Source organism: Methanomethylovorans sp. PtaU1.Bin093 (assembly GCF_002067275.1).
Classification (GTDB): Archaea; Halobacteriota; Methanosarcinia; order Methanosarcinales; family Methanosarcinaceae; genus Methanomethylovorans.
Genome location: NZ_MVQX01000021.1, coordinates 1 through 13,700, shown reverse-complemented (window position 1 = coordinate 13,700; position 13,700 = coordinate 1). Strand labels below are relative to the sequence as shown.

The 13,700-nt window shown below is 44.6% G+C and carries 15 protein-coding genes; 10 read left to right on the top strand and 5 right to left on the bottom strand.

What is annotated here, in order from left to right:
* The 9 genes from A4E24_RS02115 to A4E24_RS02075 form a co-directional block, all read left to right on the top strand.
* On the top strand, positions 1 to 616 hold a 616-nt coding region (locus A4E24_RS02115), incomplete at its 5' end, for a superoxide dismutase (RefSeq protein ID WP_292351228.1).
* Positions 617 to 689: 73 nt separating this feature from the next.
* Positions 690 to 1,592, top strand: coding sequence for a glycine betaine ABC transporter substrate-binding protein (locus tag A4E24_RS02110; RefSeq protein WP_292351226.1), 903 nt, complete (start codon positions 690 to 692; stop codon positions 1,590 to 1,592).
* A gap of 55 nt (positions 1,593 to 1,647) precedes the next feature.
* Positions 1,648 to 2,775 carry an ABC transporter ATP-binding protein gene (locus tag A4E24_RS02105; RefSeq protein ID WP_292351224.1) on the top strand — a complete coding sequence of 376 codons (1,128 nt, stop codon included), beginning with the start codon at positions 1,648 to 1,650 and terminating at the stop codon, positions 2,773 to 2,775.
* A gap of 21 nt (positions 2,776 to 2,796) precedes the next feature.
* Positions 2,797 to 3,453, top strand: a complete 657-nt coding sequence (locus A4E24_RS02100; protein ID WP_292351223.1) for an ABC transporter permease — start codon at positions 2,797 to 2,799, stop codon at positions 3,451 to 3,453.
* A complete protein-coding gene (locus A4E24_RS02095) occupies positions 3,435 to 4,049 on the top strand; it encodes an ABC transporter permease (RefSeq protein WP_292351222.1) in 615 nt (204 codons plus the stop codon). The genes A4E24_RS02100 and A4E24_RS02095 overlap by 19 nt, the downstream gene beginning before the upstream one ends.
* A 167-nt stretch (positions 4,050 to 4,216) precedes the next feature.
* Positions 4,217 to 4,594, top strand: coding sequence for a helix-turn-helix domain-containing protein (locus A4E24_RS02090; protein WP_292351220.1), 378 nt, complete (start codon positions 4,217 to 4,219; stop codon positions 4,592 to 4,594).
* Between the two features lie 18 nt (positions 4,595 to 4,612).
* Positions 4,613 to 5,227, top strand: coding sequence for a 4Fe-4S binding protein (locus tag A4E24_RS02085; protein ID WP_292351218.1), 615 nt, complete (start codon positions 4,613 to 4,615; stop codon positions 5,225 to 5,227).
* 102 nt (positions 5,228 to 5,329) lie between these two features.
* A complete protein-coding gene (locus A4E24_RS02080) occupies positions 5,330 to 5,470 on the top strand; it encodes a hypothetical protein (RefSeq protein WP_292351216.1) in 141 nt (46 codons plus the stop codon).
* Positions 5,471 to 5,496: 26 nt separating this feature from the next.
* Positions 5,497 to 5,949, top strand: a complete 453-nt coding sequence (locus A4E24_RS02075) for an SRPBCC domain-containing protein (protein WP_292351214.1) — start codon at positions 5,497 to 5,499, stop codon at positions 5,947 to 5,949.
* 63 nt (positions 5,950 to 6,012) lie between these two features.
* On the opposite strand, the gene A4E24_RS02070 is transcribed toward A4E24_RS02075, so the two are convergent.
* Positions 6,013 to 7,110, bottom strand: coding sequence for a citrate/2-methylcitrate synthase (locus A4E24_RS02070; RefSeq protein ID WP_292351213.1), 1,098 nt, complete (start codon positions 7,108 to 7,110; stop codon positions 6,013 to 6,015).
* Positions 7,111 to 7,571: 461 nt separating this feature from the next.
* Here A4E24_RS02070 and A4E24_RS02065 point away from each other — a divergent pair, with 461 nt between their 5' ends.
* A complete protein-coding gene (locus tag A4E24_RS02065; RefSeq protein WP_292351211.1) occupies positions 7,572 to 7,775 on the top strand; it encodes a CxxC-x17-CxxC domain-containing protein in 204 nt (67 codons plus the stop codon).
* A gap of 231 nt (positions 7,776 to 8,006) precedes the next feature.
* Here the strand turns inward: A4E24_RS02065 and A4E24_RS02060 are convergent, their stop codons facing one another.
* The 4 genes from A4E24_RS02060 to A4E24_RS02045 form a co-directional block, all read right to left on the bottom strand.
* Positions 8,007 to 9,446 carry a transposase gene (locus A4E24_RS02060; protein WP_292351209.1) on the bottom strand — a complete coding sequence of 480 codons (1,440 nt, stop codon included), beginning with the start codon at positions 9,444 to 9,446 and terminating at the stop codon, positions 8,007 to 8,009.
* A 97-nt stretch (positions 9,447 to 9,543) separates the two neighbouring features.
* Complete coding sequence (acnA, locus tag A4E24_RS02055; RefSeq protein ID WP_292351207.1) at positions 9,544 to 12,321, bottom strand: aconitate hydratase AcnA; 2,778 nt, start codon at positions 12,319 to 12,321, stop codon at positions 9,544 to 9,546.
* Between the two features lie 257 nt (positions 12,322 to 12,578).
* A complete protein-coding gene (locus A4E24_RS02050; RefSeq protein WP_292351205.1) occupies positions 12,579 to 12,755 on the bottom strand; it encodes a hypothetical protein in 177 nt (58 codons plus the stop codon).
* A gap of 558 nt (positions 12,756 to 13,313) precedes the next feature.
* Positions 13,314 to 13,700, bottom strand: a 387-nt coding sequence (locus A4E24_RS02045) for a diacylglycerol/polyprenol kinase family protein (RefSeq protein ID WP_292351203.1), incomplete at its 5' end; no start/stop codon positions are given.

Genomic DNA, 13,700 nt, shown 5'->3' with positions numbered 1-13,700 from the left:
TAAAGAACTGTATAAGTTACCGGCTCTGAAATATGGTTATGCGGACCTTGAACCGTATATTTCAGAGGAGCAATTGCGTATACACCATGACAAGCACCATCAGGCCTATGTCACTAATGTGAACTCACTGCTGCAGATGATGGAAAAGGCGCGCAGTGAAGGCACGGATTTCGACTACAAGGCAACTGCCAAAGCTGTGGCCTTTAATCTGGGCGGCCATGTGCTGCATGATTATTTCTGGTGGGAGATGACCCCCGCAGGCAATGCCACAAAAGAGCCCGTAGGTGAACTGGCCGAGATCATAAAGGAAGATTTCGGGAACTTTGAGCGTTTCAAAAAGGAGTTCACCCAGACAGCATCCAGCGTGGAAGGCTCAGGCTGGGCAGCACTCACCTTCTGCAATGACACCAAAAGGCTGGGGATCATGCAGATAGAGAAGCATAATGTCAATGCGTTCCCGGATTTCCCTATCCTCATGGCTATAGACGTATGGGAGCATGCCTACTATCTGGATTACAAGAACGAAAGAGGCAAATTCATAGATGCTTTCTGGAACATCGTTAACTGGGAGGAAATAGATAAATACTTCAGGAAGATCCGGCACCTCAAGGAATAAGTTCGATCCCATGTAGAAAAGTGGGAACCTTTGAGCACTTTATCAACAAACCGAAAGTGGATGTGATATGCAAATGAGAAGATCTGTCCTGATGGTATTAGTGATAGTTTTTGCTTTGGTCGCAAGCGGTTGTTCAGAAAAGACAACCGATGAAAAGCCTACTGTGGTAATTGGGTCCAAGCTCTTCCAGGAATCCTACATACTTGCACATATGGCGGCAATTATGCTGGAAGATGCTGGATATAAGACCGATGTTATCGAAGGGCTGGGAGGGACGTTCGTCAACTATGAGGCATTGAAGAAGGACGACATAAACACCTATGTGGAATACACAGGAACCGCCTACAGCCAGATCCTCAAAGAACCACCGCTTGAAGTGTGGGACCCTGAAGTAGTGTACACTGAAACGGAAAAAGGATTGAAGGAGACCGACAAGATATTGATCGTCAGCAGTCCGGGATTCGAGGATGCGTATGCCATCGCAGTGAAAGAGGATTGGGCAGAGGCAAATAACGTCACGAAGATCAGCGATCTGAAAGAATATGCCTCTCAGATGACCATAGGTACGGATCCTGAGTTCGCCACCCGTGAGGATGGGCTGCCCCGCATAAAGGATGTATACGCCATAGAGTTCAAGGATTACAAACAGGCGGTAGCCACGGTGATGTACGAGGCTATCAGGATCGATGACGTGGATGCCATATCCGCATATACTACGGATACCAGGAACGAGGTCTTCAACCTGAGAGTGCTTGAGGATGATAAGAATGCATTGCCTCCTTATGATGCGATATACATCATGACAGAAGAGTTCGCTACGAACAATCCTGATGCAGTGGAGGCGTTAAAGAAACTGGATGGCAGGATAGATACGGATACCATGAGGAGCCTGAACTATAAGTTCGATGTGGACAAGATGGAGCCACGGGATATCGCAAGGGAGTTCCTTATCCAGGAAGGGCTTATTGAAGCATAGGTCTCAATAGGTCTTATCCACTACTTTTTTACAAAACAATACCCGGAAATAAAAGATGCCGACCCAGAGATTGTTTGAAAGGATAGATTCTATCGAACTGCAGCAGGTAAGCAAGAAATATGGTTCCCGTTATGCTGTGGAATCCCTGGACCTTACCATAGAGGGGGGAGAACTGCTCATCCTCATCGGGCCAAGCGGTTCCGGCAAGACCACAACGCTTCGGATGATCAACAGGATGATAGGACCGGACACCGGAAGCATCCGGATAAATGGACAGGATGTCATGCAGTTAGACCCTGTAAGGCTCAGGAGGAACATGGGCTATGTTATTCAGAACATTGGCCTGTTCCCTCACATGACGATCGGGGAGAACGTGGGGCTGGTCCCTAAACTTGAGGGCTGGGACGAGAAAAGGACAAACGCAAGAGTGCGCCATCTGCTGGATTTCGTTTCCCTGCCACCGGAGCGGTTCATTAAGAGGTACCCCCGACAACTCAGCGGAGGCCAGCAGCAGCGCGTGGGTCTTGCCAGGGCTCTTGTCATGGACCCGCCACTTCTTCTGATGGATGAACCCTTTGGTGCTCTTGACCCGATCTTGAGAACGCAGTTACAAGAAGAATTCCTAGAAATAAAGAAAGAGATCGGCAGGACTATAGTTTTCATCACCCACGACATAGAAGAGGCTTTCAGGCTTGGGGACAGGATAGCCATCATGGACAATGCCCGGCTTGTGCAGGTGGGTGCTCCGGAAGATCTCATCTTTGACCCTGTGAACGAGCTGGTCGCAGATATCGTGGATACTAAACGGAAGTTCAAGCATATGGATACATTGAATGTCAAGGACCTGATGACCCCACTGGATGCAAAGTACATCCTGAATGGAGGAGTGGATGCCTGTGATGCAGTGGAGATCATGAAAGACAGGGAAATTGAGATCGGTATCGTCTTTGAGAAAGGTATGCTGGCAGGCAAAGTGGAAATGGTGAACCTGTTAAAATGTGAGGATGACCGTCCTTTTCTGAGAGACATAGCAAAGCCCATGAAGGTCTTTGCTCTGCGCGACTCGGTGGCAACAGCGCTCTCTGAGATGAAAAGGAGCGGGGAATACGTAGCAATGGTCATGGACGGAGATACAGTGGGCGGGATGCTTGTATCTGACGAAGTGCTTTTGAAGTTAATATGATGGAAAATTAAATGGAGCAAGATGATAGAGAATTTCCATGAAATTATGGCACTGTGGGACAAGCACCTGCTTACCATGCGGACCATTGAACACCTGGAAATGTTCAGCATAGCCCTGACCATATCGGTGATAATAGGCGTTAGTGTGGGAGTGATCATCTACATCCGGCCAGGGATAGCTTCCCCGGTACTTAACTTCCTCAACATACTGGAAACAATACCTGATCTGGCATTGCTGGTCATTCTTTTGCCTCTTTTGCGTCTGGGAACCGGACCAACTATAGCTGCCTCGGTGATCTACTCTATTTTGCCTATAGCAAGGAACACCTACACAGGCCTTAAAGGCGTGGATAGCAAATACATATATGTGGCCGAGGCTATTGGCCTGTCACCACGGGACATACTTCTCAAAGTAAGGATACCCATGTCCCTGCCTCTCATAGCAGGCGGGATAAGGATAGCTCTGGTGTTCACCATGGGTGTCGTCACGTTGGGAGGGCTTGTGGCTGCCGGAGGGCTTGGAACAGTGCTCCAGAACGGCATCCAGCTGTATGAGAAGGACGCTATACTGCTGGCAGGCCTGTGGACAGGGATACTGGCTGTCATACTGGACCTCGGGGCCGGGAGGATCGAGAAGAAGCTGTACAAGAGGTATGGTACATGGCAGCCACAGAAATGATCCTGAATGCAACATGGGAACATATAGTGCTCGTATATACCACGTTGCTGGCAAGCATTCTGGTAGCGGTACCTCTTGCGTTCGCGTCTCTCTATAGCCAGCGGCTGGCATCGGTCGTGATGAGCTTTGCCAACCTTGTGCAGGCAGTGCCCAGTTTTGCAGTGATAGCCATAGTGGTACCGTTTCTGGGAATAGGCTTTGTCCCTGCATTGATAGCCATAATGCTGAGGGCGCTTTTACCTATAATCAGGAACACATACATTGGTCTTACGAACGTGGACCCTGCGCAGATAGACTATGCCAACGGTATTGGGCTCAGTGAATGGCAGATACAGCGCTATATAAGGTTCCCTAATGCATATCCTGCCATGTTCGCAGGTATCAAGTTCTCGGCTATCCTGGCAAACAGTATAGCTGTGCTCACTGCGTTCATAGGCAGCGGTGGATTGGGAGAGATCATCTTCCAGGGGCTGATCGGCTATAACACTGAAAAGCTGCTCTTAGGAGCTATCCCTGCAATTGTTCTGGCGCTGTTGATAGATCTTTCTTTTACCTTGCTGGAGAAAAAGCTGACACCCGGCTATATCAAACAATGAACATAACTTGCCCCACTTGCGAATGATCTGGAGACCTGGGTGTTCATTAAGGGCTTTCCCTCTTCCTGGCAGTACTTCCATTATTGCTCTGTATATTGCAGTACTTGACATGGTATATATAATGCTGCAGCATTAAAACAGTACTGTAGTTATTAAGAGGTAGTGCTATGGTAGATTTTGCATGTAAGGAGTTCCAGATCGAAGCTGTCATAAAGTGTGGCCTCAACCTGACAAAAGCAGAGCTTCTTGTATTGAAACATCTGTTGGGACATAATAACAAATGGTTCACCACCGAGCAAATAGCTGCAGATCTGTCCCTTGACATATCCACAGTACAGAGAAGCGCCAAGAAGCTCACGGAAAAAAAGGTGCTGCAAAAGTACCAGAACAACCTCGAAGGAGGAGGCTATTTCTTCGTATACAGGATAAGGAATAAGAGGGAGATAAGGGAACTCATCATGGAGATCATTCATAGCTGGGTAGAGCGTGTTGAAAAAGAACTGATCGTATGGGAAGAGGAGCAGAATATTATAACCGTTCCTTGAAAGGTCTTTGGTGAAAAAATGCTTAAAATTACTCCATATCTTGGGATCCTTGTAGTCATTGTATCCATTGCAGGTTTGTGGTATCCGGTACTGGGATACTTCATGATCCTGGTGTTTGCCACGCTGCTGGCCATTAGTCCTTTCAGAGGAAGGTGGTTCTGTGGAAATCTGTGTCCCAGAGGCAGTTTCAGCGATTTCTGGGTGGGCAAGATCAGTCAGAATAAAAAGATACCCCCGGTGCTCAGGAGTTTCTGGGTAAGGGTACCCATATTCCTGTTCATGATGGGATTTATGGGATACAGGCTGCTACAGACCCAAGGTCTGTTCAATCAGATAGGTATGATCTTCGTGATCATGTGTCTGACCACAACTACAATAGCAATATTGCTGGGCCTTTCCATAAATCCCAGGACCTGGTGTACTTTCTGCCCCATGGGTACGTTGCAGCACATTTTGGGTAAAGACCGGTATCAGGTAAAATTGGATGCTGAGAAATGCATCAACTGTAAGAAGTGTGATAAGGTGTGCCCTATGCAACTGGATGTACGTAACAGTCTGTCGAAAAGGGATTGTATAAAGTGTGGCAGATGCGTGGAAGTCTGCCCAAAGGCTGCGCTGGCATTTGAGAACTGAGTGAAGGGATCTCTTCGCTCGTATTATTATCTTTTGATCATATACCAAACGCTAAACATTTAAAGTTTGAGCTCCATGCATTCAATTGGCAAGGAGAATTGAATGAGATATTCGCTCACTAGTGCTTTACTGGTTTTTTTCACGTTTGCGGGCATACAGCCTGCACATTACTTCAAGAATGCAGGTAACGCAGATCCCTTGATGATCGATGTCATAATAAGGATGCACCTTAAGATATGGTGAGTTTTTAAAAGTTTCGAAAGATCAATATGAAACGAATTTGTACAACGATCAACATCCAGGCATCACCAGAAGATGTATGGGAAGTTCTCTCTGATCTCAAAGAGTATCATGCGTGGAATCCATTTATCACCCGGGTCTCTGGAAAACTGCATGCTGGAGAGCTACTCGAAGTGGAGTTTAAAACCAGTAACTCCTTTAAGATAAATCTCAAACCTGTGGTGCTCAATGCTCAGGTAAATAAAGAAATACGCTGGATGGGACATTTCTGGGTAAATGGCCTGTTAGATGGTGAGCATTTGTTCAGGATCGAGGAAATGGAAGATGGAAGTGTACATTTCATCAACTGCGAGAAATTCACCGGCCTTCTGGTGCCATTATTCATGTATATGATCAAAGAGGATACGGAAAATGGCTTCAAGGCCATGAACGAGCAACTGAAAAGCATGGCTGAAAAAAGAAAGGCAAACAGGGATCCATGACCTCTGCTCTTAGGGATCCGATGCTTTTGATCAGGTCTGAACTTTTAGATGATCTCTATATTTTTAAACAAAATGTGCCCTTGGCCTGATAACCCTGTTGTCACCATATTGTTCCAGACAATGAGCTATCCATCCGGATATCCTTCCTATGGCAAATATAGAAGTTGCAAGATATGAAGGGATCTCCAGGTCCTTATATAGTACACCAGAGTAGAAATCTACGTTTGGATATATGGGTTTATGCTTGTTCTCGACCATTTCGTGATACATTACTGACTCTATTTCCCTGGCAAGGTCGAACCAGTGGCTATTACCTTTTTCCATGGCTACTTTTCTTGCTATGTCCCTGTAGATACGGGCCCTGGGATCATAGGTCTTATAGACCCGGTGTCCGAATCCCATTATTCTCTTTTTATGCTCTAGATGTTCCTGAACATATGCTGCGATATTATCAGGTGAGCCGATATCATCCAGCATGTCCATTACTCCCTTCCTTGCCCCGCCATGCAGGGGACCTTTTAGGGTACACAGACCGGAGATGATGGCAGAATGCAGGTCGGAGAGAGTGGAAGCTGTTATCCTCAAAGCGAACGTCGAAGGGTTCAGTTCATGCTCTGCACTGAGAATAAAATCTTTTTCCATTGCCTCTGCTTCCAGTTCAGTAGGGCGGGACCCTCTTAGCATGTACAGAAAATTCGCTCCATGGGAAAGAGATGGATCCGGGGATATCACTTCCAGGCCATTCGCCATCCTGTAAAAAGCGGCAACCATCGTTGGGAACCGGGCAATGAGACGTATGGTCTTTCTAAAATTTGCCTGCTCTGAAATGTCATGTGAATCTTCATCAAAATGCGCACATACGGAAATAGCAGTTCTCAAGGCATCAAGGGATTCGTTCTCAAAATCACAGAAGTTTAACATGTTCAGAAGGTGTGGATGCACCTTTCGCTCTTTACGAAGCTCTCTGGAAAATTCGTTCAGTCCTTCAGCGTCGGGTATCATTCCATATATAAGAAGATAAGAGACCGCATCGTAAGAAAGGTCTGCAAGCTTTTCTATCTCTATACCTCTGTATTTGAGTATGCCATGGACACCATCTATAAAAGATATTTGCGTATCCAGAGCTACGACACCCTCTAAGCCTTTTTTTACCTGCTTCATCAAAACCCCATTTTGTAAGTAACGTGTTTTTAGTAAAATATGTCACATGAGTTTTTTATTCAAAGATATTTAAGTGTTTTTGCGGATTACCATCTATCGTGTCCGTTGTATACTTTTATCAGGTAATTCTATCTTTTAGATAGATCACGATCAGTTCATTATATTTCAGATTGCTTTTTTCATAAAGTGGGTGTGATACATTATGAACTCTGCTGTTTTGGAACTGATTTTGTTGATGGTGCGGAAAAAGATATAAAAAAATATATAATATATATTGATTTTAAATAAAATCGCAATCTACAGTTTCATATTAATATGATTTTTTAGCTTTTTTTGAGCAAAAGCATTATATTTGAAAAAACAATGTATAAACCAATCAATTATGTTCAAAAAGCCTCCTACCAGAAACAGAGTGTCTCTTTTGGATAGATTGATAATAAAATAAATAGGAGGTAAAAGATATGGACCGCAGAGGATCCGGATCATTCCAGGGAAACAGAGGCGGCAGCGGCCGTGGTGGTTTCAACAGGGAAAACAGAGAGATGCACAATGCAACCTGCGCAGACTGTGGTAAGGAAACACAGGTACCTTTCGCACCTGACCCCGACAGACCAGTATACTGCAGGGACTGCCTGCCAGCTCACAGGCCACCAAAGAGATACTGAACATTTCAGTTATCAATATCCTAAATTATAATTACGAGATATCTGTTGTCGGTGTTATTAAGATAAGCCGACAAAGTTCTTTTTACATTTTGTTTTTCCGGGAAATGCCCGATCACTACATTTAGACCCCAAGTTTGACAGTTTTCACTCCTTAACGAAGAGAATGTCTTCTTTTTCAACCCAAAACTTTCGTTTTTTATCTGGAAAACCTATTTGACAGTTTAAATAATTTCAAGCCAATTTATACGATTTTGCCCTTTTTTGCCTTAAAATCAATGTATTTATAGCATCAAAGTTGGCGTAAATGTACTTTTTCGACCAATCTTTCATGAAATCGACGGTAACTGTCAAATTCAATAAGCTCTTTTTGATGAATTTCGTAGACTTATGCTTGAGTTCATTGAACTCATATCGCATCAGCGATATGAACAACTGTGCAATGAATCCAATGATAATAGCCCCGTAGATACTGGCATCCGACCATACTCGTAACGGTTTTATCTCGATCTCATTCTTCAGGGAATTGATGATTTTTTCAATAGAGTCCTTTTTTCGATATGTTTGAAGAGCTTGTCTTAGTGTCAAATTCTTACTCGATTTCAGGCAGAAAAATCCTTCTCTGCCTGTTATCAGATGTTCCTCAAGGAGTTTGATAGCTTCCTGATCATCAAGTTCCATCAGTTTTGTCTGCAGAGAATAACTGACATCAACAAGCACATTGTTGATCCTGAACCTTTTAGGAAGCTTCTTGTTCTTGTCAATCGATTCCTGTATCTCCTTTGCTTCCTGCATTTGTCTCATGATTTTTCTTGCTCTGGAATCAAGTTGCTCTTTCTGAAGCTTTTCTGAAAAATAGAAATAGCTGACACTACTCGGTTTAACGATTTTCAGGCCATATATTCCATCTTCCAGATCGATAAGTTCCGGAGAATACTCCCGGAACTTTGCGATTATTTTATCGTCGCTTGTATTGAGTTTCCTTGCAGTAAGATACTGCATATCATCTAACCTTATTAGAGCAGTGTTGTCGATACTATGAGCTCCTTTATCGAAAACAACAAGTGATCCTTTCTTCAGTCTCCTGTTTACCTGTTGATATGTTTTCCTGAAGTGTTTCTGGTCATTCATATTCCCCTGTTCTACTGTGATGCCTATAGGCACGTTTATGGGATCTGCAAGTTCAGTTATACCCAAAGTTATCTGCTTTTTGTCAGGTCTGTGATCTCTGCTATAACCATACTTTCCGAGAGTAGATTTATCCCCATGCAGAACGATACTTGTCCAGTCCATATTGATGTTGGTATGTTCGAAATTGTATCTTGCGAACAATCTGTCTTGAATGTCTGAAATAATCGTTTCACGATTATTTCCCAGGGTTTCAAGAACCCTGTATAGTGTTCTTTCACTGAACTCTTCAAGATTGAAAATATCAAGCACTTCATCACGATTGATCCATTCATGAGCTTTACTTATGCTGAAATTATCTGTAAGCTTGTAGCTTACAAGAGCTTTCAGCAAGTTGTTGATATCAATACCATTCTTTTTGTGTTTGCCAAAAACAGTGGAAAAGTCAAGGATATCGTAGAGTTGGTTTACAGCCAGTATGGTTCCGATAGGAAAACATATATTGTCATTAGGAATAATGTCGTATGTTCTTAGTTTTGTCTGCATTTTAGTCGATTCAAACAAAATTAAGAACACATTTATTACTTTTGACTGTCAAACTTGGGTTAGACGTTAACTTCACTCAAAATCACATAAGGGAACCTCAGTTCCCTTTGATCTTCTCCCTGAGGAACCTATGCAATATACCTCCGTTGCGGAAATATTCCACCTCAACGGAAGAATTAAGCCTGACAATGACATTAAAGGCTTTTTCCGTTCCATCTTCCTTATGAGCTACTACCCTCAGTTCACCGGCAGGCTGCAACCTGGATATATCCAGCAGGTCATATACTTCGGTCCCATCCAATCCAAGGGATCCGGCATTCTCCCCATCCTTGAACTGCAGAGGCAGTACTCCCATCCCAATAAGATTGCTGCGGTGAATGCGCTCGAACGACTCAGCTATCACTGCCTGTACTCCCAGGAGCTGAGTACCCTTGGCAGCCCAGTCACGGGAACTGCCGGTACCATACTCCTTGCCTGCGACCACTATCAATGGGACCTTTTCTTTCATATACTGCATGGCAGCCTCATAGATGTACATCTCCTGCCTGTCAGGCAGATGAAGGGTCCAGGATCCTACTTTTCCTGGCACGAGCTGGTTTTTGAGCCTTACATTACCAAAGGTCCCGCGCATCATGACCTCGTGATTTCCTCTGCGGGCTCCATATGAATTGAAATGCTTTTCATCTACATTGTGGTTAAGGAGGTATTCTCCTGCAGGATAGTGGGCAGGTATGGACCCGGCGGGTGATATGTGATCGGTGGTTATACTGTCACCCAGCATTGCAAGCACCCTTGCACCCTTAATATCCTGCTTTTCCCCTATATCAAGTGGGAAATCCTTAAAAAATGGTGGCTCCTGGATATAAGTGGATCCCGGATCCCATTTATATTGGGTACCGCTGGGCGCATTCATTTGCTTCCACAGTTGTGTGCCTTCGAACACGTTGGAGTATTGGCTTTCAAACATTTCAGGAAGTACGTACCTGGAAACATGCTCGTTGATCTCTTCCCGCCCGGGCCATATATCTTTCAGATACACTGGCTGGCCATTAGGATCGCATGCTACAGGTTCCCGGGTAAGGTCAATGTCCACTGTGCCTGCAAGGGCAAATGCGACCACCAGCATGGGAGAAGCAAGATAGTTCGCCTTTACCTGGGCATTGATCCTGCCTTCAAAGTTCCTGTTACCGCTAAGCACTGCAGCAACTGTAAGGTCCTTGTTCTTTATTGCCTGGGAGACCGAATCCTTAAGAGGGCCACTGTTACCGATACATGTGGTACATCCATAGCCCACCTCATGGAATCCCAGAGCATCCAGATAAGGTGTCAGTCCGGCTGCTTTCAGATAGTCCGTTACCACCCTGGAGCCGGGAGACAAGCTGGTCTTCACGAAGGGCTTTACCCGCAGGCCTCTCTCCACAGCTTTTTTCGCAAGCAGGCCTGCACCTATGAGCACTGCTGGATTGGAAGTATTGGTGCACGAGGTAATGGATGCAATGACCACAGCACCGTGCGAAACAGAAACATCATCGTCAGCACATTTGATCTTCAGAAGACCAGAATGACCTGGATGCTTATCCCTGGCAATGCTGTATCCTCCTTCTTCCAGCCAGCGACTATATTCAGGATCTGCTGCAAGTACCTCTCCTCCCCTCTTCTCCCTGAAAGCCGTTTCCATTGCCTTGTGGAACACGTGGGGCATTTCCGAAAGCATTATACGGTCCTGGGGTCTTTTTGGACCTGCAAGGCATGGTTCCACGGTGCTCATGTCAAGTTCCAGCTTATGCGTGAATACAGGCTCCAATGAATCATCAGTTACGAACAGCCCCTGTATCTTCAGGTACTCCCGGACCATATCCACATGCTTCCTGTCCCTGCCTGTCATAAGCATATATTCCATGGTCTTCTCATCGGCAGGGAAGAAGCCCATTGTAGCACCATATTCCGGACCCATGTTCGCCAGAGTTGCCCTTAGCGTAAGATCAAGAGCTCGCATCCCCGGTCCATAGAATTCTACGAACTTGTCAACAACCCCATATTCCCTCAGCATTTGCGTTACAGTGAGAACCAGATCTGTTGCTGTAACTCCATCCTTCAGATCACCATATAACCTGAAACCGACTACCTCAGGCACAGCCATGTAATAGGGCTGGTCCAGCATCACGGCCTCGGCCTCAATACCGCCTACACCCCAGCCCAGAACACCCAGACCATTGATCATGGTAGTATGGGAGTCCGTACCGACAAGGGAATCAGGATATGCCAGCTTTCCTGCTTCCGTTTCCCTGAAATGGACCAAAGGCGCCAGATATTCAAGGTTTACCTGATGGATTATGCCTGTTCCCGGAGGTACTACCCTCAGGTTGTCAAAAGCCCTTTGTGCCCAGTGAAGCAGTTCATATCTTTCCTGATTACGGTGGAATTCGAACTTTTCATTGCAATGCATGGCATAGGAAGTCCCAAAGTAATCCACCTGTATCGAATGGTCTATTACGAGGTCCACAGGGACCACAGGGTTGATCTCACCCGGGTTCCCGCCAAGCCTTTGCATTGTTGATCTGATAGCAGCCAGATCTACGACCGCTGGCACGCCTGTGAAGTCCTGCAGTATGACCCTAGAAGGTATGAAAGGAATCTCCGACTGCTGTGCATTTTCAGGATCCCATGCAGCAAGGTTACGGACATCGTCCTCGGTTACAACTTCGCTTCCTGCATGCCTCAGAAGGGATTCAAGCAGTATCCTGATAGAATATGGTAAACGGGAGATCTTTCCGATACCCATTTCCTCAAGTTTGCTCAGACGGTAGATCGTCACTTTTTCATCACAAATATCAACGGTCTCTCTTGCACCGAACGGATTTCCTTTTCCGGCCATATTGTCACCTGTCAGCTTAAAACGTGTAATGATGGTTCAGGCGTATTGCCCATGGGTCTCTGCTATCATAATATCGTTCATGACTGTTGCCATACGATCTATTCATGTCAGCACTGAACATTAATGTTGTCAGATGACAAGGTATCTCAAGGTATTTGTAGACTACCCTTGCTGAGAAGCAATGTAAGAATGGTAGGTCATAAATATTAAAAAAAAATAGAAAGAGGTAAAGAGCGATCAATTAAAAAGAGGTGTATTCACATCTCAAGACCGTCAACGGATCTCTTGAAATATGCCATTCTTATATTTTCATCGATATGGTCCGAGAACTTGACCAGTTCCCAGCCATCAATGCCCATCCTGTTGAGATCTTCTTTTGTCTGATCCCAGTTCCCAAACCTTACTGATCTGATCTCATATTCCCATGGTGTCATTTTCCAGCCTCTCTTCTTTTTTCAGTTCATTGCTTTATGTTGTATAATTAAAGTAGGAAACGACACTATTTATAACTTTTGAAAAAAGCAACTTGTGTGTAACTAAAGTAAATTTGATTTAGAATGCAGAGACGTCAATATGAGGATAAAGGGTACATTAAAAGACCTGTTAATAAGGCTTTTTAGAAATCCAACTTGATCAAAGTCTACAATCAACATTCTACTTATCTAAAAGGAACGCAAAGGCGTAAGGCCGTCAAGACGTAAGGATATCATTCTTGCGCCTTTGCGTCCTTGCGTTGATTATAAGGCAGGATCTCTACAGAGCCGTTTGTAAAATAATTAATAAAAATAGCGTTAAATACCATATTTATATGCAATTTAGCCCTTGATGAACTTAAGTCGAGTTACAATCCATCCCGGACAATACCTCCTTCGACAAAAACGCTTACAAACCCTATATGAAGAATTCGTAATTCCCAGAGAACTAAACTAAATCTGTTTTCCACAGGACGGATCGTAACCAACTTCTTCTTTTCTTCATGAAATGGCACACCTTCATACTGAAAGAAGCAATAGTATAAGTTCTGCACTGAAGCCTGAAAACACAGGTATGGACAAGTTGTCATCGATCCCTGATAACCATGTTTCGGTCAATGTGGCAACGCAAGCCATGACAATAGCTACAGGAAAGCTTTGCAATAATACACCAGCAATGACAAGGTCTGTAAAGAATTCGGCAGCACTGCCTTCCAGAGATTTTTTAGTTCCTTTTATAGGGGTCTTACCTAGTGTCATACCTATAAGAGAAGCCACCATATCCCCGAAAGTGATCATAAGTATTGAAGCTATAGCCACTTCCTTGCTATACACACTGATAGCAGCGACAGAGCCCAGGACAAAAAAAACATGACCTCCCACACATGACCTTTCTTTTTCCCTATA

Coding starts and splice junctions, on each gene's coding strand:
- A4E24_RS02110 (WP_292351226.1), top strand. CDS start 690: ATGAGAAGATCTGTCCTGATGGTATTAGTGATAGTTTTTGCTTTGGTC.
- A4E24_RS02105 (WP_292351224.1), top strand. CDS start 1,648: ATGCCGACCCAGAGATTGTTTGAAAGGATAGATTCTATCGAACTGCAG.
- A4E24_RS02100 (WP_292351223.1), top strand. CDS start 2,797: ATGATAGAGAATTTCCATGAAATTATGGCACTGTGGGACAAGCACCTG.
- A4E24_RS02095 (WP_292351222.1), top strand. CDS start 3,435: ATGGCAGCCACAGAAATGATCCTGAATGCAACATGGGAACATATAGTG.
- A4E24_RS02090 (WP_292351220.1), top strand. CDS start 4,217: ATGGTAGATTTTGCATGTAAGGAGTTCCAGATCGAAGCTGTCATAAAG.
- A4E24_RS02085 (WP_292351218.1), top strand. CDS start 4,613: ATGCTTAAAATTACTCCATATCTTGGGATCCTTGTAGTCATTGTATCC.
- A4E24_RS02080 (WP_292351216.1), top strand. CDS start 5,330: ATGAGATATTCGCTCACTAGTGCTTTACTGGTTTTTTTCACGTTTGCG.
- A4E24_RS02075 (WP_292351214.1), top strand. CDS start 5,497: ATGAAACGAATTTGTACAACGATCAACATCCAGGCATCACCAGAAGAT.
- A4E24_RS02070 (WP_292351213.1), bottom strand. CDS start 7,110: ATGAAGCAGGTAAAAAAAGGCTTAGAGGGTGTCGTAGCTCTGGATACG.
- A4E24_RS02065 (WP_292351211.1), top strand. CDS start 7,572: ATGGACCGCAGAGGATCCGGATCATTCCAGGGAAACAGAGGCGGCAGC.
- A4E24_RS02060 (WP_292351209.1), bottom strand. CDS start 9,446: ATGCAGACAAAACTAAGAACATACGACATTATTCCTAATGACAATATA.
- acnA (WP_292351207.1), bottom strand. CDS start 12,321: ATGGCCGGAAAAGGAAATCCGTTCGGTGCAAGAGAGACCGTTGATATT.
- A4E24_RS02050 (WP_292351205.1), bottom strand. CDS start 12,755: ATGACACCATGGGAATATGAGATCAGATCAGTAAGGTTTGGGAACTGG.